Below are 20,637 nucleotides of genomic sequence, written 5' to 3' on the forward strand. Positions count from 1 at the left end.
TTACAGAAATGGATTACAGGCTCTTTGACAATTTTTTTGATTGCGTTCTCGTTATAAATAAGGAGCGAAAAATTGTTTATGCAAATAAGAAAGCCCGTGAGATGCTCGGGGAGGAGGTAAAGGAGGGGGCTTCTTGTTATGGCCTCTTCTCCATATGTAAAAACTGCCCCCTTGAACTTGTTGAAGAAGAAGAGAGGGGGGTTCAGGTATACGACGTTATTACTAAGAACGGAAAGCACGTATGTCTCAGTATGTCCCCTAACTACGATAAGGGAAGCTTTTCGGGAGTAATTGAGATATTCAGGGATGTTAGCAAGGTAATCCATTACATGCAAGAAGTAAAGAAACAGAAGGAGTTCGTAGAGGTTATACTTAACTCTATCGTTGAAGCGGTTATAGTTACAGACGAAAAGGGAAACGTTCTTGAGCACAACAGCTCCGCAAAAAGGGTTTTATGCAGTGAGCTGGGCGAGATAAAAGGGAAAAATATAAAGGAGATAATAGGGTTATCGGTTACGGAGCTTCCTTCCGAAGGAGAACGGGTAGACATTTACGTAAAGACTCCTTGCGGTAAGCAAAAGGCTTCCGTTCTTGTATCACGGCTTTCCGTAGGAAAGGGATACGTTTTATCTTTTTACGTTGTCCCTGAACTCTTTATAACGGAGAAGGAAGATTTCAGAATAATAACGAAAAGTCCTAAGTTTATAAAGGTTCTTGAGAAAATAAAAAGCGTTGCCGAACTTGATGTGAATATACTCATAACGGGAGAGACCGGAACGGGAAAAACCCTACTGGCCAGGTATATTCACCTCCTTTCACCGCGGAGGGATAACCCGTTCGTAAAGATAAACTGCGGTGCTATACCCGAGAACCTACTTGAAGCAGAGCTTTTCGGGTATAACAAGGGTGCTTTTACGGGAGCGGTAAGGGACAAACCGGGAAAGGTTGAGCTCGCAAACGGAGGGACCCTTTTTCTTGATGAGATAGGGGAACTTCCGTTACACCTTCAGGTAAAGCTTCTCCACTTCATACAGGAAAGAGAGTTTGAGAGAATAGGAGACCTGAAACCGAGAAAGGTTGATGTGAGAATAATCGCCGCAACCAATAAAGACCTTAAAAAGCTCGTTAAAGAAGGTAAGTTCAGGGAAGACCTGTACTACAGGCTTAACGTTGTTAACGTTGAAATTCCCCCCTTAAGGGAAAGGAAAGAGGATATCCCTCACCTTGTTGATTACTTTCTCAAGAAATTTACTAAGAAATACGGCAAGAAAGTTGAGGGCTTAACACCGGGAGCTATGAAAGTTCTTCTCTCATACGACTACCCGGGAAACGTAAGAGAGCTGGAAAACATAATTGAGAGCTGTGTTGTTACCTGCGAGGGTAGATTTATAACGGAAGAGGATTTACCCCAAGACGTAAAAAGGTGTAAGATAGAGAGTGAGGAAATCGGTGAGAAGGAAAGAATTCTTGAAGCACTGAGGAAAGCTAAGGGAAACAAGAGTTTAGCCGCGAAACTTCTCGGTATGCACAGAACCACCCTATGGAGAAAGCTAAAGGAATACGGGCTCTCGTAAATATGATTTAAATCCTATTTCCTTGTGAAGGATATAATAATATAATTATAAAGAAACGGGGATGGAGGAAAAAAAGAAGGAAGGAGTTGAGAAAGCCCCTCCCTCCCCCCACCTCCCTCCACCGATTTTTGGCCTCCCGCCCGGGAGGCCCTTTCTAAAAGAAATTCAGGAGATAACCCTTACCTTTCTCTGTATCTTATACATCTCTATTATTTCCTGTTCCGTTGTAGCATCTTCGGGTCTCTTATCAAACCTGTACCTTCCCGTAAAGCGGGGAAATCTTAAACCTATTCCCCTGCTCGGCGCTACCTTTCCCCAACCGCAGGTATGAACGGGGCTTAAGGTAAGCTCTGCTCCAGCTATCTCAAGAACGAGGTAAGGCTCAAACCACATATCAGCCTCAAGTATGGAGTTGATTCTCGGGTGTCTGTGGTCAAGTTTTCTGGGCATAAGTATCTCCTCAAGTTTCTTGAAGTCATCTTCGGTGAACCCCGTTCCAACTTTCGTAACGGTTTTAAAGGTATCACTCTCGGGGTCGTAACAGGCCATAAGGAGGGCTCCGAAAGTTCCCTTTCTCTGCCCTTTACCCCAGAATCCGCCTACAACCACCAGGTCAAGGGTGTCCGCAAGAACGGACTTGTAATCCCTCTTATACTTTATCCAGAGAAAGCCCCTTTTTCCCGCCTGGTATACGGAATCGGGAGCAAGGGACTTACAAACGAGTCCCTCACAACCTTCCTCAATGGCACTGTAAAAGAAATCCTCAAGCTCTTCGGGAGTCCGGACTACCTTTCTCGGAACAAGGTCTATGCGCTCTGTTCTTTTAACAACTTCCTCCAGTATTTTCCGCCTTTCGGGGTAGGGCTTGAGAGTCAAATCTTCACCGTCAAGGTATATTATGTCAAAAAGGTAGCCGGCAACGGGATACTTCCGGAGGTGATACCTCGTTACGTATTTCACCTTCCTGTGCATAAGTTCCTGAAAGGGCTTTATCTCACCGCTTACAGGGTCTATAACAACTGCTTCAAGTTCTACAATAAAGTCGCGGTCTATTGCCTCTTTAAGGAACTCTATAAGGTCCGGATACTGGTGAGTTATATTCTCAAGTCTCCTTGAAAAGAGATAAAAGTTATCTCCTTTCCTGTGAGCCTGTATCCTCTCCCCGTCGTATTTATACTCTGCTCCGCACCTTCCTCCCAACTTTCTAAGGATTAAGACGGAACTTGACATTCTTTCAGCGAGCATAGGCCTAACAGGTCTTCCGACTTCTATCTTTATAGCCTTTACACCTTCAAGGCCCTTATCCGCCAGGACCTTTGCGACGTATCCGAGGTCTGAACACAGGTTGTAAGCCCTCTCAAGGAGCTCCCTGTTTAAGGAGCTTCCCGTAAAAGCCTGAGCGAGGGCATCCAGGATTGTGCTGTCTCCTATCCCCAATCTCAACCGCTCGGTTATAGTCCTGAGAAGATACTTAACCTCAACAGGTGTTGCCTTCTTCAAGAGCTCTGTAAATATCCTTATCTTCCTCTCTTGGGAGCCTATCCCTACAGCTTTTGCTATACCGAGAAGTCCCTTGTAAACCTCCTCAACGGTAAGCTTACCTTCCGGTTTAAAGCCCAATTGTTCGTAAAGTTCTTTTCCCGCCTCTCCAAGGTCTCCTTTCTCCCTGACTTTCTCTTCTATTTCAGATGCGGGAATCTTTAAAACTCTTGATAGGGCACGTATGGCAAGCTTTTCCCCGAAGTTATACTCAAGCCCCGTGTATTCGGGAGCTATCTTACCTGTTGAGAGGTAAACGACCTTATCTATTAACTCCTTAGGGGTGCTGCGGAAAAGTTCAACTAGGTGTTTAACCATTTCAAGTCTGCTTGTTGTTTTCTCTATCCTCTCGTAAAACTCCGCGAGGAGTCTATATTCCATGATTACTTCTTTGCGAGTTTCTCTTTAGCGTAAGCCATGAGGCCTCCCGCCTTAAGGATATTTTGAAGGGTTTCGGGAAACTTGGTAGCTTTGTATTCCTTACCCGTTCTTAAGTTTTTAACTATCCCCTTCTCAAGGTCAACTTCTATCTCATCACCATGCTGTATTTCGTCTACCGCCTCCGGAGCTTCAACTATGGGAAGACCTATGTTTATCGCATTTCTGAAGAATATCCTGGCGAAGGACTTTGCAACCACCACCGGAACGCCCGCATACTTTATCGCTATGGGTGCGTGCTCCCTTGAAGAGCCAGAACCGAAGTTCCTTCCGGCTACGATTATATCCCCTTCCTTGTGTTCATTTGCAAAGTTGGGGTGTTCGCTGTCTTCCATAACGTGCTTCGCAAGCTCGTAGGGGTCGGATGTGTTGAGATACCTTGCGGGAATTATCTGGTCGGTATCTACGTTGTCTCCGAACTTCCAAACCCTACCTCTAATCTTCATCTGCATAATATTTAATATTAACCTCTAGAGGAGGTATTAGAATGAAAACTTTATCTATAGATGAGATAAAAACTAAAATCCTCCGGGGAGAAAGAATTTATCCGGAGGAAGCCCTTTATCTCTGGGAGAATGCCGATTTCGTCCTTCTCGGAAACCTTGCAAACTATGTAAGGAAGAAGCTACATCCCGATAACATTGTAACCTTTGTTATAGACAGGAACGTTAACTACACGAACGTTTGTATAGCTGGGTGTAAGTTCTGTGCCTTTTACAGGAGAAAATCCGACGAGGACGCTTACGTCCTCGATATGGACACGATTCTTAATAAAGTCAGGGAGCTTGTTGAGTGGGGAGGAACGACCCTTCTTATGCAGGGTGGGATAAATCCCGACCTTCCCTTAGAGTTCTACGAGGATATGATATCCCGTATAAAAAAGGCTTTTCCTCAAGTTCAGATTCACTGTTTTTCCGCACCGGAGATAGCTTACATAGCAAAGAAAGAAAAACTGAGTGTTGAGGAGGTTTTAAGAAGACTTAAAAAAGCAGGGCTTATGTCGGTTCCGGGAGGGGGTGCCGAGATACTGTCCCAAGAGGTGAGGGATATAATCTCTCCGGGTAAGTGCACCGTTGAGGAATGGGAAGAGGTTCACAGAACAGCCCATAAGCTCGGTATGACAACGACGGCGACGATGATGTTCGGACACGTTGAAAGTATTGAACACATTGTTGAACACCTTGATAGGGTAAGGAGAATTCAGGACGAAACGGGAGGCTTTACAGCGTTCATACCTTGGACCTTTAAAAAGGGAAATACGGAGCTTGACCACGTTGAGGAAGCGACGACCACTTACTACCTTAAGGTTCTTGCTCTTTCAAGGATTTACCTTGATAACTTTAAAAACGTTCAGTCTTCTCACGTAACCCAGACTATGCCTGTAGGTCTAATAGGTCTTCACTTCGGAGCTAATGACCTGGGTAGTGTCATGATAGAGGAAAACGTGATATCCTCAACGAGCTTTAAGGTTAGAATTCCGAAGGTTGAAGATATGGTAAGGGCTATTAAGTCCGCCGGATTTATTCCTGCCCAGAGGGACACCTACTACAACATTATTAAGATATTCAACTGAATGTTATTAGAAAAAACCCTCTTTATACTCCTCGTTCTCTTTTCCGCCTACTTTTTTAAACGCCTAAACCTTTTTAAAGAAGAAGACTCAAAGGCTTTTATAAACTACGTTATATACTTTGCACTTCCCTCTGCGGTTATTCAGAACTTAAGGTTCACAGAGATAAACAGTGATACTCTTGTAATACCTCTAATCGCTTGGTTTTCAATAATCACAGCCCTTCTCTTGGCATTTCTCACGGGAAAGCTTCTCGGTCTTGATAAAAAGAGCTTTAAGGCTTTTCTCCTGGTATCAACCTTCGGAAATACAGCCTTTATGGGATATCCCTTCGTTTTTGTATTTGAAGGAAAGGAGGGACTCAAGTATGCAATTATTTACGACCAACTCGGTTCTTTCCTTATGGTAATAACCGTCGGTTTATTTATAGCGATAGGAAGGATGAGTATAAGGGAGCTTATTACCTTTCCGCCCTTCATAGCCCTTATATTTTCTCTTATTTTTCACAATAGGCATTTTCCCGAGTTTCTTGAATACAGTATAGAAGTTGTTTCCCTTTCTCTCATTCCCGTAATTCTGTTCTCTCTGGGACTTCGTCTTAATTTTAGCGGTATGTCCTATGACATTAAGGCACTTTTTCTCTCCCTTCTTATAAAGATGGTTTTAACTCCATTTATTCTTCTTATCCTGTTTAAAGCTCTTAATCTTAAAGGCCTTCCCTACAGGGTAGCTTTAATGGAAACAGCCATGCCTCCCATGGTTTTTGCAGGTGTATTGGCTCTTAAATACGAGCTAAACTACAAACTAGCCTTTTCCTCAATAACGCTCGGTATAATGCTCAGCTTTCTTACCGTCCCCCTTTTTGTGAAGCTTCTAAATTTCCATAACTAAGTTATCTTTAGCGGAAATTACTTTAACCCCCGTTTTATCCGAAAGCTCCTTTGCCGCTTTTTCGGGGTCCATTTCAAGCATCTCCATGGAGTAATGAGTTATTACAGCTTTTTTGGGTCTTAACTCACGTATGAGTATCTCCGCATCTTCCACGGAGAGATGTTCTATATGGTTTCTTTTTTTGTAAAAAGTTGTGTTTATTATCATAACCTCCGGTTCTTTCGGGTATAGCTCAAGCATCCTTTCTTCGAATCCCGCACAGGAGACGTAAACAACTTTATCGTTTATGAAGAGACCGTAAGTCTCCGTTCCGTGGTGTTTATGCCTTATTACCGCTTTAACCTTCCAGTCTTTATAGGTGTGTTCCGAACCTTCAGAGAAAAACTCCTCCTTAACGAGCCTCTTTCTGAGATAAGGGAGTAAAACCCTATCCTCTCCTATAACCGCACTTTTCGGTGCAAACAGGGAAACGTTCCTATACTTCCCGCCGTTTGTTGCAGCCTCAAGAACGGTGTTGAGGTCAGCGGAGTGGTCCAAATGGTAGTGAGATAGAATAACCAGGTCTATCTTTCTGTAGTCTATACCCAACTGGTGTAGGTATACAAATGCTCCGGGTCCCGGGTCTACGTGAAGATAACCGCCGTTCTTTTCTATAAGGAAACCCCCGGAGCGTCTTATGAGGTTAAAGGTTACAATTCTTCCGCCGGCCGTTCCGAGAAAGATAAGCTTCTCAGCCAAGGCAAAAAAAATTTATAAAAAGGAAAGGGAAGGGGATTATTCTTCCTCTACGATTATGGAACCGCTGGGGCATTCGTCTGCGACTTCCCGGACTTCATCTTCCAGTCCTTCGGGAACCCTCATCCAGCATCCTTCGTCGTCCTCTATGTCGCACCTTACGACGTCCGCTATGCCGTCTCCTGCGTTCTTGAAGACTTCGGGAATTCTATCGTAACAAAGCTCGCAAGCGGTGCAAGTATCTTGGTCTACTCTAACCTTCAGTCCCATGGCACTTACCTCCTTTAAGAGTTTTTCTTAAAGATAATGCGAATAAGAAAATATTAATATAATCTTACTCAGCTTCGTATGTTCTTTCTTCCTCTTCAAGTTCAACAACCCTCAGAATCCTCGCAACCGTTTCTCCAATCTTTGCGGGGTTTTCTATTACGTAAGCTCCTGCCTTTTCAAGGGCTTCCATCTTGGCCTTTGCGGTTCCCTTACCTCCCGTGATTATTGCTCCCGCGTGTCCCATTCTCTTGCCGGGCGGTGCGGTAATTCCGGCAATGTAGGCGAAAACGGGTTTTTCAACTTCCTTTTCTATGTATTCCGCAGCCTCTTCCTCTTCCGTTCCCCCAATCTCACCTATCATGAGTATGGCCTCGGTCTCGGGGTCCTTGTTAAACATCTCTATTACGTCCCTGTGGGTAAGTCCGTGAACGGGGTCCCCTCCTATCCCTACCGCCGTTGATTGTCCCAGTCCGTATTTCGTAAGCTGGTGTGCGGCCTCATAGGTTAGTGTTCCGCTCCTTGAGACTATACCTATCTTTCCCCTCTTGAATATGTGTCCGGGCATTATACCTACCTTTGCTTCTCCGGGGGTTATAACTCCGGGGCAGTTCGGTCCTATAAGTTTGGCGTTCGGATAGTTCTTTACCATGTAGTCCTTTACCATCATCATATCCTTAACGGGTATACCCTCAGTTATGCACACGACAAGCTCTATACCGCTATCCAGTGCTTCAACTATAGCGTCCGCCGCAAAGGGAGCGGGAACGAATATGAGGGAACAGTTCGCTCCCGTTTCCCTTACCGCCTCCTTTACGGTGTTAAAAACGGGTATACCCTCAACTTCCTGTCCACCTTTACCGGGCGTGACTCCTGCTACAATCTTTGTTCCGTATTCCTTACACTGCTTTGCGTGAAAAGAGCCTTCTTTTCCCGTAATACCTTGAACTACAACTTTGGTATCTTTATTCACCAGTATAGCCATACTTAATAACCTCCCTTACTGTTTATTCGCAAGTTCAACAGCTTTCTTAGCGCCGTCCCACATATCTTCTGCGGTGATAAAGTTTAGTCCGGACTCTTGGAGCATCTTCTTTCCTTCTTCTACGTTTGTTCCCTCAAGTCTTACCACTACGGGAACTTTCAGTTCAACCATCTTTGACGCCTCTATGAGTCCCTGGGCGAGCCTGTCAACCCTCAGTATTCCACCGAATATGTTTATGAACACCGCTTTAACGTCGGGGTCAGCCATTAGAATTCTGAACGCGTTGGCTATCTGTTCTACGTTCGCGCCTCCACCCACATCGAGGAAGTTAGCAGGTTCACCTCCCGCAAGCTTTATTATGTCCATAGTTGCCATAGCGAGCCCCGCTCCGTTTACCATACAACCTATATTTCCGTTTAGTTTTATGTAATTGAGGCCGTATTTCCTTGCCTCAGCTTCAAGCTCGGGAATCTGGCTCTCATCTTCCATTTCTTCAAGGTCCTTGTGTCTAAATAGGGCGTTATCATCTATGTCAACCTTTGCGTCAAGGGCTATTAGATTTCCTTCCTTTGTGAGAACGAGGGGATTTATCTCAACGAGGGAAGCGTCAAGGTCCGAGTAAATCTTATAAAGCTTTAAGGCTATGTTTGCAAACTCCTTAACCGGAAGGTTTAACCTGAAGGCAAGCTCCCTCGCTTGGTAAGGCATAAGGCCGAGTTCCGGGTCTACCGTTTCTATGATTATCGCATCAGGATTTTCCTTAACTATCTCTTCTATCTCCATCCCTCCGGCTGCTGAAACCATTATCACGGGCTTTGACTTTGACCTGTCAAGGGTTATCGCAAGATAATACTCCTTATCTATGTTCGTAGCCTTTTCTATGAGAACCCTGTTTACGGGTTTTCCGTCAGGACACTGGAAAGTCTTTAAAACCTTTCCGAGCATTCCATCAACAGCTTTCTCAAGCTCATCCATATCCTTTACTACCTTAACACCTCCCGCCTTACCTCTTCCTCCGCAGTGAATCTGGGCTTTCACGACAAGTGGAAATTCACCCAGTTCTTCTGCAACCTCTCTTGCCTCCTTAAGGGAAAAAGCAACCTTTCCTTCGGGAACAGGTATTCCGTATTTTGCAAATATCTCTTTAGCCTGATGCTCGTGAAGCTTCATAGAGCACCTCCTGTGCTTATGAATAAAACAAAAGTTTATTTTATTTTAAATAAAAAAAGAGAAGAGATTAGAGAGCGTACTTCTCTTCCACTTCCGTTATCTTCCTCTCAAGTAGCTGCATAAGACCTCTGAGCTCGTTAAGGAGAGCCCTGTATCTTTCCTCAGTCTGTGTATCTCCCTCTCAAGCTCCTGCTCTTTCTTAAAGAGTTCTATTTCCTCCCCCTTTACCTTCTCGTATTCACTCCTTAGGTTATTTATCTCTTCACTTAGTTTAAAGGCTTTTTCAACAAGCTTATTTCTTTCCTCCATCAATCTCTCGTATTCCCTGGGGGAGTCTGCTCTTCTCAAATACTTGTCGTGATAGGATATCTTTTGCTTTAATTCTGTAAACTCATGTTCTTTTTCCCTTATCTTCCTTGCGATTGCAAGGGCTTCCTCCTCTTTCCTTGTTAGCTCCCTCCTTACCTTTTCAAGCTCCCTCTCAAGCTCTCCAAGTTCCCTTGGTATGTGTCTTAGACCTTCCTCAATCTTTTCTATTCTCTCCCTCAGATTTTCTATTTCTCCGCTTAAAAACTTTACTCCTTCCATACCTCTTATTCTAAAGGCTTTTAACTAAAAGATACATATTTACAAGGATTAAAGGAATTAGCCTGTAGTAACCTCTTGTTAAAACTAAACCTACCGCACCCGCTACGCTTAAAATAAAGGCTTCCTCTTTACTTAAGTTCGTAAGTATTAAGGGTGAGAATTCAGAAAAACTCTGAACTATGAGAAGTATTAGCTTTCCGCTCAGGTCCATAAATATAACGCTCGGAGGAAAGCTAAAAAGGGTTATAAGCGACAATACGGAAAACAAGGCATAAGAGAGTATGAGCGGAGAAAGAATAGGCGTGAGCAAAACGGAAAAGTGCGTTATGAAGGAAAAACTCCCTACGAGCGGAGCTGTCCCGGTGAAGGCTGAGAAGGAAACCAGGAACCCCTTAACTAAATTAGTGGTTTCAAGCTCTTTCAGAATGAGAATTATGTAGAGAACCGCAAAGAAGGAAAGCCAGAAGGAGTAGGAGAATGCAAAATGGGGAAATAGGACTAATAAAAGTGTTGAAACGAAAAAGAGGGAACAGAGGGAGCAGTATTTTCTGAAGGAGAGTAAAGAAAAAACGTAAAGTGTGAACATTAGTGTAGCCCTTAGAACGGGAGGGTTGTGGGGAACGAGAAAGTAAGCGTAAAGTAATACGCCTAATAGGCCTATAAACTCCCCCTTTAGTTTCGGAAGAAGTTTTGAGAGAATAAGAAAGACGAGTCCTACGTGGAGCCCTGAAACAACGAGAACATGAATTAAGCCTGTATGTAAGAAGGCCCTTTCAAGTTCAACGGGTAGGTTTCTCTTACTCTCACCGAATATAAAGGCAAGTCCCAATGCTCTTAACTTTTCGTCTTTTACAACTTTCTCAAAGCGTCTTATGAATAACTCCCTAATTTCATTTTTTGGAGGTAGTTCCTCAACCTCCCAGGGGTAAGTTGTTACAAAAATGCTGTTATTCTTAACGCTGACATTTCCGAAAATTTCTATCCTCCTTGACTCGGGAATGTAAAAAGGTTTCCTTAGGATAATTACTCCGTTCCTTCCTTCAAGTTCTTTAATTTCCGATTTTTCAATCCTTACCGTTGCCACTGCTTTGTTTCCCTCAATCTCCCACTGGCCGGTGATTTCAAGTTTTAAATAAACGGTATATTCCTTAAAGTTGGGAAGGTAAGCTTTTTTATAAGCATATACAAGGGAAAGGAGAAAAAAGAGAAAGTGTATAATTACTTTCCCCCTAAACATGCTTCCAAGAAGAGGTTCGTTATTATATTATTAAGTTTTTTAGGAAGCGAGGTGAAACTATGAAAGAGATTAAAGTTACTGACGTATCCCTCAGGGATGGAATTCAGAGCCTCCTCGCTACGAGGGTAAGAACCGAGGATATGCTTGAGGCTATAGAAATACTTGATAAGTGCGGCTTTTGGTCTCTGGAAGTTTGGGGAGGGGCAACCTTTGACGTTTGCCTTAGATATCTGAAAGAAGACCCGTGGGAAAGACTTAGAAAGTTCAAGGACAGAGCTAAGAACACAAAACTTGAGATGCTTTTAAGAGGTCAAAACGTAGTAGGATACAGGCACTACCCGGACGACGTGGTTGAGGCTTTCGTAAAGAAGGCTTACGACAACGGTATAGAAGTTTTTAGGATTTTTGATGCCCTTAACGATACCCGCAATATGAGAAAGGCTATAGAAACTGCAAAGAAGGTGGGAGCTATAGTTAAGGGTGTTCTCTCCTACACGATTAGCCCTGTTCACACCGTTGAGTATTACGTAAACGTGGCAAGGGAACTCGTTGATATGGGAGTTGATATTATTTCCATAAAAGACCAGGCGGGGATTTTATCACCGAAGGTATGCTACGAACTTGTTTCCGCTCTGAAGTCTGAGTTTCCTAAACACCCTGTTCATCTTCATACCCAGACCACCGCCGACCTTGCTGAGATGGCACAGCTAAAAGGCATAGAAGCAGGAGCGGAGATGATTGATACCGCTTGTTACTCCCTTTCGGGACAAACATCCCACCCGCCCGGGGAGACGATGATATACGTTCTGAGGGAGTTCGGTTATCAGGTAAACGTAAATACGGAGCTGTATAAAAAAGCGGGAGACGTGATGAGGGAGGTTAGGAAGAAATACAAGAAGTATGACGTTCTTCCTCCTTATCCCGACGTTGAGGTTCTGATACATCAAATCCCCGGCGGGATGATATCTAACTTCATCTCCCAGCTGAGGGAGCAGAATCTTGAGGATAAACTTGAGGAAGTTCTTGAAGAGGTAAAGAGGGTAAGAGAAGACCTGGGATATCCTCCTCTCGTTACACCTACAAGTCAGATTGTAGGAACCCAGGCTTTCTTAAACGTTCTTCACGGGGAACGTTATAAGGTCGTTACAAAGGAAACAAAGGACTACGTTAAGGGACTATACGGAAGACCTCCCGCACCGATAAAGGAGGAAATAATAAGGAAGATTCTCGGAGATGAAAAGCCTATTTACGATATTAGGCCTGCTGACCTCCTTGAGCCGGAGCTTGATAAGATAAGGGACGAGGCGATAGAAGCGGGAGCAAGAAGCGAGGAGGACATACTTTCTTACGCATTGTTCCCTGTTGTTGCAAAAGAGTTCTTTGAATGGAGGGAAAAGGTTGAAAAAGGAGAAGTTCCACCCGTTCCCCTTGAGGAACCGGTTGAAACAAGAGAGTGCAAGGCCCCGGTAGAGTTTTATATAACCGTTCACGGAGAACAGTATCACGTCCAGATAGCGGGTAAAGGAGAAGAAGAACCCAATAAGAGAACCTTCTTCATAAGGCTTGACGGACAACTTGAAGAGGTTCATCTCCAGCCCATAAGGGAGGCGGCTGTATCGGAAGAGTTTACAACCGAGGCAACGGAAGGGGGAACAGTAGTAAGCAAGAGACCTAAACCCAAGGGAGTAGGGGACGTTACCTCACCCATAACCGGTAAGGTTGTAAATATAAAAGTGAACGTAGGAGACGAAGTAAAGGAAGGGGACGTTCTTCTGGTCGTTGAGGCCATGAAGATGGAAAACGAGATACACAGCCCAATTGACGGTATTGTTGAAGAGATATTCGTAAGGGTAGGTGAAACGGTGAATCCCGACGAGGTCCTTATAAGAATTAAGCCCAAGAAGGTAAGGAGAAAGAAGAGAAAGTAATGCTGAAGATTGCATTACCAAAGGGAAGGCTCTTCGGGGAAAGTGTAAACCTTCTTATGGAAAAAGGGATTATAGAGAGGGAGCTAAAGGAGGGAAGGAAGTTAATCCTTGAGGAGAACGGTTACACCTTTTACCTTGTGAAACCCTCCGACGTTCCCGTCTACGTAGAAAGGGGTGTTGCGGACCTTGGTATATGCGGTTACGACGTTTACCTTGAGAGAAAACCCAATGTGTATAAACTCGTTAACCTCGGGATAGGATACTGTAAGATAGCGATAGCGGGAAAACCCGAGAGTGAGGAGAAGTATTTCTCTTCAACTCGTATAAGCGTAGCTACGAAATATCCCAACATAGCCTATGACTTTTTCAAGAGGAAGGGAATAAAGGCTGAGATATACTATCTTAGCGGTTCGGTTGAGCTCGCCCCCCTTGTGGGACTTTCCGAGTTCATACTTGACCTTGTTCAGACGGGAAGAACCCTGAAGGAAAACGGGCTGGTTGTTATAGAAGAAGTTGGGGAATCAACAGCATGGCTTATATCCAACAGGGACAGTTACAGAATAAAGAATAAAGAAGTGCTTGATTTCCTAAAAAGGCTTTCATAAGAATATCATTAAATCTTTATAAGAAATTTATATTGCAAATGATACTGAATCTTCAATAGTTTCAAATCTTGTGAAGGAGAAGTGGAAAGCTATAGCAAACTTATTGGAAGAGGAGTTTGACATAGAAGTAAGTCCCTCCTACGAAGGATGGGGAGCAGGATACGACCCCAAATACCTTCCCCTCCTTGAGATGTGGTCAAAGGGAGAGGTTGAGGAAGTTCCCCCCGGTGTAAGAAAACCGAGGGGTATCCTATACAACGTAGTTGACTTTATGAGAAAAAGTGAAGACTACACGGTAAACAGCGTGAGACACGAGATAACTCTACTCCTACATACATACTTCCCGCACTGGAGGTTCGGCCAGAGAGAGGTATTCAGAGCGGGATACGTTCCAACCGCCTTTCTCGTGTTATTTGCAGTTCTTGAGAGCCTTAAGGTTGATAACTACATAGTTGAAGAAAACCCTTCTGCACTACTTTCCTTAAAGAAACGTTACAAGGAAATACTCTCGGATATAAAGCCCGCATACCCTTACCACGAGCTTGCCCTCTCTTTTATATACGCCTGGATAAACGAAGAGTTTGAGGCAGATGAAGAGGTAAAGCATTACCACACCACAATGGAAAAAAGCTTCTACGAATACCTTAAGGAGAAAAATCCCCAGAGTGCCTACGACATAGTTATGGAAGATCTATGGCAGAAATTCCGTGTGCTCGTTGATTACTCAAAGGAACTTAACTACGTTGACCTCCTGATAGAAGAGGCAAAGGGAAGGAAGAGGGAAGACGGCCATAAAGCCCGTATAATGACGGATATTCTCTCAAAACTTCCCGAAAACATAAGGAACTACATAATTGAAAATAAAGATAAAAAAGCTTCCGAACTTCCGAAGGAAGTCATAAAGAACATACTAAAAGCCTTTGACTCTATCCCGGACTGGATGAAGGATTACATGAAACAGATGAGTTATATAGACCTACTTGAAAAAGATATAGCTTTCCTTAATTACTTTCTTCCTAAAACCCTGGAGGTTGACGTTGAACATAGAGGTTTCGTAAGCTTCATATTCAAGGCATGGGAAGAAGTATCCGCAGGGAGCAGTCTAAAGTCAAGGAAACAAAAAGAAGAGGAAGAAGAGTTATCCGACCTTGATAAGAAGTTCAAGAAAGAGCACGGACTTACTCAGAAGGAGTTCCAAAGGTACAGGCTTATTTTAAAGAGTGTTCTCCCCTACGTTGAACATTTCAAAAGGAAGTTTGACAACTTCTTACCTCGGGAGGACGAGCTCTGGGACGGAAAATATTACAGGGGAAAGAGGATAAACGTAAGGAGAATAGCTACAGAAGTTCCCATAGGTAGGGGAAGGATATTTATGAAGAGGGAGGTTCCCGAGAGGAAGGAGCTTGTCTTTGAACTCCTTATGGATATATCTTCTTCAATGAAGAAGGAAGAAAAGATTCTGAACGCTCTAAAGTCCCTAATACTCTTTTCCGAGGTTCTTGATAAACTTGGAATGGAATTCTCCGTAAAAGCTTTCAACGAAAACGTTTACACGGTGAAGGATTTTGAGGAAGACTACAAGACAGCCAAGGGAAGGATATTTGAGCTTCTCAACAACCTCGGTGGAAGCACAGACCTAAGCAAGGCTATAAGCGTCGGTGTTGAAAGTCTTGAGACTATAACTAAGAAGGAACACAAGAAGGGAGTTTTAATCCTGTTTACAGACGGACAACCCACGAAGGGACTGAAAGGAGAGGAGCTAAGGTATATGATTTCACAGATGAAGTTAAGAATCCCGATAGTTGCCATAGGTGTCGGGCAAGCGACAAGGATGGTAAAAGAGTATTTTGATAAGACCGGTATAAGCGTTGACGATATTAAAAAACTACCGTCTACCTTTTCCTTCGTAATGGAGAATCAGTTCAAGAGACTCGTTTCCGTAAAGTGAACTTACACCTTATAAAATAAACCCTATGGAGAAAGTTCTCCTCAGGGTTTACTCCTCAAGGGAGGAACACATAAAGAACTACCTTGAAGTTTTGAAAAATGAGGAAGTATACATAGGTGCGGTTCTACAAGGCATAGCCGGTTTCGGAAAGGGTCGGGAGTTCCATTCCGAAGATATAGAGGTTCTTTCGTATGAACTTCCCGCAGTTCTTGAGCTTGTAGGGGAGAGAGAAAAACTTTTGAGTATTCTAGAAGAAAATTCGGAACTTTTTGAAGAATGTTACATAACCTTTGAAAAGGTACAGGTTTATGAGGATAGCCTTTTACCTTAATTATCTCTGGAGTGTGGGCTCCGGACCAAAAATAGCGGAAATGCTCGCAAGAGAGTTCAAAAAGAGAGATAATGAGGTATTTTTTATAATCCAGAAGGATTTAATAGAGCGGGCTAAAGAGTTTCCAATCATTCTTCTGGAAGGAAAAAACGAGATAACGCGGGCCCTTGAGCTCGGAAAGGTTCTCAAAGAGATTGACGCGGATGTCTGTTTTGGCTTTATGAGACCGATGTCCGTGGTAATGGGATTAACCAAGCTCTTTTATCCCTCTCACGAAACTATTTTCGTAGGTTCTATTCGCAATAACGATAACTACATAAAGTACGGGAAAGCTTTATATATTCCCTACAGGGTTTTACTGAAGTTCATTCTTGAAAGGCTTGATGGAATTGTTGCAGTTTCAAACGGGGTGAAGGAGGACCTAAAGAGAACCTACTTCATAAAGAATAAGGTAAAGGTTTTTTACAATCCGGTGTATACCGAGAACCTCAAAGAGTTATCAATGGAGGAAATACCGGAAGAGGAGAAAAGCATATTTGAGAAGCCCGTAATAATTAACCTATCAAGGTTCGTAAAGCAGAAAGGTCTTCCGCACCTAATAAGGATATTCAGAAGAGTAAGAGATGAGCTTGATGCAAAACTCGTTATACTCGGGGACGGGGAACTGAGGGGTGAGGTTGAAAAACTTATAAGAGAGTTAAAACTCGAGAGAAGTGTATACCTCTTAGGGTGGAAAAAGAATCCTTACCCTTACGTAAGGAAAGCAAAAGTTCTCGCCATGACATCACTGTGGGAGGGGTACGGTCTTGTCCTTAACGAGGCTATGGCTCTTGGAACGCCTCCGGTAGCTTTTAAAGTAGAAGGTGGTCCCTCCGAAATACTTCCCGGATGCTGTCCCGTCATAGATTATCCCGATGAAGAAGCTTACGCAAGAGAACTTATAAAACTCCTAACTGATAAGGAATACTACGAAACCATAAGGCGGAACGCCTTAAAGAAAGCCTCGGAGTTTTCGGTGGAAAAGGTAGCTGACAAGCTCTTAAAATACTTTGAAGAGTTAACGGAGGAAAAGAAAAGGTGAAGAGCGTTTTAGCAGTCGCTTTGGGCGGTGCTGCCGGCTCCGTATTGAGGTATTTTTTCTCAAAAACGGTTCAGGTGCATCTCGGTCTCGGTTTCCCCTTAGGGACTATGCTTGTGAATATCCTAGGAGCTTTCCTTATAGGTTTTTCCTTCTCCTTTTTTGTGGAAAGGTTGGGAATTCATCCTGTTTATAGGTTACTTTTTATAACGGGATTCCTGGGAGGGTTTACAACGTTTTCAACCTTTACCTACGAAAGTTTAACGCTCCTTAGAGAAGGGGAAAATATAAGGTTTCTTATTTATTTTTTAGGAACTAACATACTTGGAATGCTTGCAGTTTTTATAGGTTACAAGGTGGGGGAAGTATCATGAAAATAGTTAAAAAGAAGCTTTTAAGGATATTTACCTCAGAAGACAAAAGGAAGGAAGGAAAATCTTACTACAAGTATGTTCTTGAAAAGGCAAAGGAAAAGGGGCTTGAAGGTGCGACCGTATTCAGAGGAGTAGGGGGATACGGGAGAACGGGAAGATTAAGGGAAGAGGGTTTTTTTAAACTTCGTTCAAGTCTTCCTATAGTAATAGAGATAATAGACGAGGAGGAAAAGATAAAAAAGTTTTTAGAAGAAGTGAAAGAGGGGGAGTTGATAACCCTGGAGGATGTTGAGGTTATATACCTTTAACCTACGAGATACATAGTTTCCGCATCGTGTTTGCCTTTTCCGTCTTCAAGTATCATATCTCTGTAAGACTTTCCTGCGGGAACCATAGGTAGAACGTTCTCCTCCCTGTCAACCCAGAAATCTACAATAACGGGTCTGTCCTCAACCTTTCTCGCTTCTTCAATCACTTCCCTGACTTCTTTCGGCTTCTTAGCCCTCAGCCCTACAGCACCCATCGCCTCTGCGAGCTTTACAAAATCGGGCTGAACGCTTAGGTCAACCTCGGAATACCTCTTTTCGTAAAAGAGCTCCTGCCACTGCCTTACCATACCCAGATAAGCGTTGTTTATTATTGCCACTTTTACGGGAACCTTATACTGGACAGCGGTTATAATCTCTTGCATCGTCATAATGAAAGAGCCGTCTCCGTCAACAACCCACACCTCCCTATCGGGCCTTCCTATCTTAGCCCCTATGCCTGCGGGAAGACCGAATCCCATAGTTCCGAGGCCACCCGAGTTTATGAACTGCCTCGGATACTTAAACTTATAAAACATAGCCGCCCACATCTGATGTTGTCCAACACCGGGAACGATTATGGCATCTCCGTTTGTGGCTTCCCAGAGCTGTTCTATAACGTATTGGGGCTTTATCACTTTATCTGAATTCCTGTAGGTCAGCGGGTGAAGTTTCTTCCACTTTTCAATCTGTTCAAGCCACTTCTTTCTTTCTTCCGGGTAAAGTATCTTAGCCCCCCTCTTCTTTAACTCGTTTATAAGTTTCCTAAGAACAACCTTAACGTCTCCTACGATGGGAACGTCAACGGTTATGTTCTTTGATATGGATGCCGGGTCTATGTCTATGTGTATTATCTTAGCTTCGGGAGCAAACTCGTCTATCTTACCCGTAACCCTGTCATCAAACCTTGCACCGACCGCTATGAGAAGGTCCGAGTTGTAAACAGCCATGTTTGCGTAATAGGTTCCGTGCATTCCGAGCATTCTCAAAGAAAGGGGATGAGTTTCGGGGAATGCCCCCTTTCCTTGTGTCGTAGTAGTTACAGGGATTTTCATAAGTTCAGCAAGTTCTATTAGTTCCTCCTGGGCTTCGGAGTTTACCGCACCACCGCCAACGTAAAGAACGGGTCTCTTCGCAGACATTATGAGCTCTGCAGCCTTCTTTATCTGAACGGGGTTTCCCTCCGTATGGGGATTGTATCCGGGCAGGGCTCTCTTTACCTCCTCTTCGGAGGGTATGCTTACATCCGCAATCTGCTGAGTTATATCCTTCGGAAGGTCAACCAAAACCGGTCCGGGTCTTCCCGTTCGTGCTATGTAAAAAGCTTCCCTCAAGATAAGGGGAAGCTCTTTAATATCTTTAACGAGGAAGTTATGCTTCGTTATAGGCCTCGTTATGCCTACGATATCAACTTCTTGGAAAGCATCGTTCCCTATGAGATGGGTCGGAACCTGTCCTGTTATCGCTACTATTGGAACCGAGTCCATATATGCGTCCGCTATAGGTGTTACGAGATTCGTGGCTCCCGGTCCGGACGTTACCATAACGACGCCAACCTTTCCCGTTGCCTTTGCGTATCCTTCCGCCATATGACCGGCACCCTGTTCGTGTCTTGCGAGAATGTGTTTTATTCCGCCTATTCTGTAGAGGGCATCGTATACTTCCATTATTGCACCGCCGGGGAGACCGAATATTACCTCAACACCCTCCTCTTTTAAAACCTCAATTACTATATCAGCTCCCTTTTTTGCAGCCATTTTTACTTAAAACCTCCTGAATAATGGTAAATAATAAATTTGTTAAATTTTATTTAAACTTCAATAGTTTAGAGCATCTTTGTGATACAATACTGAGTGATTAAAGGGTAGGAGGTAAGGTATGGCTACACTGACCTATGAGGAAGCCCTTGAGATACTAAGGCAACAGATAAAGGACTTTGAACCCGAAGCCAAAATGGAAGAGGTCGGGGTTGTTTACTACGTCGGTGACGGTGTTGCAAGGGCTTACGGTCTTGAAAACGTAATGGCTATGGAAGTAGTTGAGTTCCAGGGAGGTCAGCAGGGAATAGCCTTTAACCTTGAAGAGGACAACGTAGGTATAATTATCCTCGGTTCTGAAACAGGAATTGAAGAAGGACATATAGTAAAGAGGACGGGAAGAATTCTTGACGCTCCCGTCGGTGAGGGACTAATAGGAAGGGTTATAGACCCCCTTGGAAATCCTCTTGATGGGAAAGGGCCCATTCAGTACGAATACCGTTCTCCCGTTGAAAAAATTGCTCCCGGTGTTGTAAAGAGGAAGCCCGTTCACGAACCCCTCCAGACGGGTATCAAGGCTATAGACGCAATGATACCCATAGGAAGGGGACAGAGAGAGCTCATAATAGGTGATAGGGCAACGGGTAAAACTACAGTTGCAATAGACACTATTCTTGCTCAAAAGAACAGTGACGTTTACTGTATATACGTAGCTATTGGACAAAAGAGAGCCGCTATAGCGAGATTGGTTGAGCTCCTTGAAAGAGAAGGCGCTATGGAATACACCTGCGTGGTTGTCGCTTCCGCATCGGACCCTGCATCCTTACAGTATCTTGCACCGTTCGTAGGATGTACTATTGGTGAGTACTTCAGGGATAACGGAAAGCACGCCCTCATCATTTACGACGACCTATCAAAGCACGCCGAAGCCTACAGACAGCTTTCACTTCTCATGAGAAGGCCTCCCGGAAGGGAAGCTTACCCCGGTGACGTTTTCTACCTCCACTCAAGATTACTTGAAAGAGCTGCAAAGCTAAACGACGACCTCGGAGCCGGTTCACTTACCGCACTTCCCATAATTGAAACAAAAGCGGGTGACGTTGCGGCATACATTCCCACGAACGTTATCTCAATAACCGACGGACAGATATACCTTGAAACGGACCTCTTTAACAAGGGTATAAGGCCCGCAATAAACGTAGGGCTTTCCGTTTCCCGTGTCGGTGGTGCGGCACAGATTAAGGCTATGAAACAGGTTGCGGGAACCCTGAGGCTTGAACTCGCTCAGTTCAGAGAGCTTGAAGCTTTCGTTCAGTT

The 20,637-nt window shown here is 43.9% G+C and carries 20 protein-coding genes; 11 read left to right on the forward strand and 9 right to left on the reverse strand.

Annotation, left to right across the window (positions count from 1 at the left end; translation table 11 throughout):
- The first annotated feature begins 8 nt into the window (after positions 1-8).
- Complete coding sequence (locus ACWB1W_RS02855) at positions 9-1,574, forward strand: sigma 54-interacting transcriptional regulator (RefSeq protein WP_479369889.1); 1,566 nt, start codon at positions 9-11, stop codon at positions 1,572-1,574.
- A 165-nt stretch (positions 1,575-1,739) separates the two neighbouring features.
- Here ACWB1W_RS02855 and ACWB1W_RS02860 read toward each other — a convergent pair whose 3' ends face one another.
- Positions 1,740-3,494 carry an ATP-dependent DNA ligase gene (locus tag ACWB1W_RS02860; RefSeq protein ID WP_479369890.1) on the reverse strand — a complete coding sequence of 585 codons (1,755 nt, stop codon included), beginning with the start codon at positions 3,492-3,494 and terminating at the stop codon, positions 1,740-1,742.
- Between the two features lie 2 nt (positions 3,495-3,496).
- Positions 3,497-3,997, reverse strand: a complete 501-nt coding sequence (gene leuD / locus ACWB1W_RS02865) for a 3-isopropylmalate dehydratase small subunit (protein WP_479369908.1) — start codon at positions 3,995-3,997, stop codon at positions 3,497-3,499.
- A 41-nt stretch (positions 3,998-4,038) separates the two neighbouring features.
- On the opposite strand from leuD, the gene mqnC reads away from it, so the two are divergent.
- A complete protein-coding gene (gene mqnC, locus ACWB1W_RS02870) occupies positions 4,039-5,124 on the forward strand; it encodes a cyclic dehypoxanthinyl futalosine synthase (RefSeq protein ID WP_479369891.1) in 1,086 nt (361 codons plus the stop codon).
- Positions 5,125-6,012 (forward strand): AEC family transporter, encoded by an 888-nt coding sequence (locus tag ACWB1W_RS02875; protein WP_479369892.1) that lies wholly within the window; start codon positions 5,125-5,127, stop codon positions 6,010-6,012.
- Here ACWB1W_RS02875 and ACWB1W_RS02880 read toward each other — a convergent pair.
- The 6 genes from ACWB1W_RS02880 to ACWB1W_RS02905 all read right to left on the reverse strand — a co-directional run bounded on the left by ACWB1W_RS02880 (position 5,995) and on the right by ACWB1W_RS02905 (position 10,994).
- Positions 5,995-6,750 (reverse strand): MBL fold metallo-hydrolase, encoded by a 756-nt coding sequence (locus tag ACWB1W_RS02880; protein ID WP_479369893.1) that lies wholly within the window; start codon positions 6,748-6,750, stop codon positions 5,995-5,997. The two genes, ACWB1W_RS02875 and ACWB1W_RS02880, sit on opposite strands and share 18 nt — an antisense overlap.
- Before the next feature lie 36 nt (positions 6,751-6,786).
- Entirely contained in the window at positions 6,787-7,017 is a 231-nt protein-coding gene (locus tag ACWB1W_RS02885; RefSeq protein ID WP_479369894.1) for a ferredoxin, read from the reverse strand.
- Positions 7,018-7,081: 64 nt separating this feature from the next.
- Positions 7,082-7,999, reverse strand: a complete 918-nt coding sequence (gene sucD / locus ACWB1W_RS02890) for a succinate--CoA ligase subunit alpha (RefSeq protein ID WP_479369895.1) — start codon at positions 7,997-7,999, stop codon at positions 7,082-7,084.
- Positions 8,000-8,014: 15 nt separating this feature from the next.
- Positions 8,015-9,169 carry an ADP-forming succinate--CoA ligase subunit beta gene (gene sucC / locus ACWB1W_RS02895; protein WP_479369896.1) on the reverse strand — a complete coding sequence of 385 codons (1,155 nt, stop codon included), beginning with the start codon at positions 9,167-9,169 and terminating at the stop codon, positions 8,015-8,017.
- 96 nt (positions 9,170-9,265) lie between these two features.
- Positions 9,266-9,757 carry a hypothetical protein gene (locus ACWB1W_RS02900; RefSeq protein WP_479369897.1) on the reverse strand — a complete coding sequence of 164 codons (492 nt, stop codon included), beginning with the start codon at positions 9,755-9,757 and terminating at the stop codon, positions 9,266-9,268.
- A 10-nt stretch (positions 9,758-9,767) separates the two neighbouring features.
- Entirely contained in the window at positions 9,768-10,994 is a 1,227-nt protein-coding gene (locus tag ACWB1W_RS02905; RefSeq protein WP_479369898.1) for a ComEC/Rec2 family competence protein, read from the reverse strand.
- 59 nt (positions 10,995-11,053) lie between these two features.
- On the opposite strand from ACWB1W_RS02905, the gene oadA reads away from it, so the two are divergent.
- From oadA to ACWB1W_RS02940, 7 genes are all read left to right on the forward strand, one after another.
- Positions 11,054-12,922, forward strand: a complete 1,869-nt coding sequence (gene oadA / locus ACWB1W_RS02910; protein WP_479369899.1) for a sodium-extruding oxaloacetate decarboxylase subunit alpha — start codon at positions 11,054-11,056, stop codon at positions 12,920-12,922.
- Positions 12,922-13,527, forward strand: a complete 606-nt coding sequence (gene hisG / locus ACWB1W_RS02915) for an ATP phosphoribosyltransferase (protein ID WP_479369900.1) — start codon at positions 12,922-12,924, stop codon at positions 13,525-13,527. Before oadA ends, hisG begins: the two co-directional genes overlap by 1 nt.
- Before the next feature lie 70 nt (positions 13,528-13,597).
- A complete protein-coding gene (locus ACWB1W_RS02920; protein ID WP_479369901.1) occupies positions 13,598-15,475 on the forward strand; it encodes a vWA domain-containing protein in 1,878 nt (625 codons plus the stop codon).
- A 25-nt stretch (positions 15,476-15,500) separates the two neighbouring features.
- On the forward strand, positions 15,501-15,806 hold the full coding sequence (locus ACWB1W_RS02925) for a DUF190 domain-containing protein (protein ID WP_479369902.1): 306 nt from the start codon (positions 15,501-15,503) through the stop codon (positions 15,804-15,806).
- The gene (locus ACWB1W_RS02930; protein WP_479369903.1) at positions 15,784-16,887 is read left to right on the forward strand and encodes a glycosyltransferase; all 1,104 of its coding nucleotides are present in this window, start codon (positions 15,784-15,786) and stop codon (positions 16,885-16,887) included. Before ACWB1W_RS02925 ends, ACWB1W_RS02930 begins: the two co-directional genes overlap by 23 nt.
- Positions 16,884-17,258 carry a fluoride efflux transporter CrcB gene (gene crcB, locus ACWB1W_RS02935; RefSeq protein WP_479369904.1) on the forward strand — a complete coding sequence of 125 codons (375 nt, stop codon included), beginning with the start codon at positions 16,884-16,886 and terminating at the stop codon, positions 17,256-17,258. The genes ACWB1W_RS02930 and crcB overlap by 4 nt, the downstream gene beginning before the upstream one ends.
- On the forward strand, positions 17,255-17,566 hold the full coding sequence (locus tag ACWB1W_RS02940) for a DUF190 domain-containing protein (protein ID WP_479369905.1): 312 nt from the start codon (positions 17,255-17,257) through the stop codon (positions 17,564-17,566). The genes crcB and ACWB1W_RS02940 overlap by 4 nt, the downstream gene beginning before the upstream one ends.
- On the opposite strand, the gene ilvB is transcribed toward ACWB1W_RS02940, so the two are convergent.
- A complete protein-coding gene (gene ilvB / locus ACWB1W_RS02945; RefSeq protein WP_479369906.1) occupies positions 17,563-19,320 on the reverse strand; it encodes a biosynthetic-type acetolactate synthase large subunit in 1,758 nt (585 codons plus the stop codon). The genes ACWB1W_RS02940 and ilvB overlap by 4 nt on opposite strands.
- A gap of 121 nt (positions 19,321-19,441) precedes the next feature.
- On the opposite strand from ilvB, the gene atpA reads away from it, so the two are divergent.
- A partial coding sequence (gene atpA, locus ACWB1W_RS02950) for a F0F1 ATP synthase subunit alpha (RefSeq protein WP_479369907.1) occupies positions 19,442-20,637 on the forward strand: 1,196 nt, incomplete at its 3' end.

This window comes from Aquifex sp. (assembly GCF_056494385.1).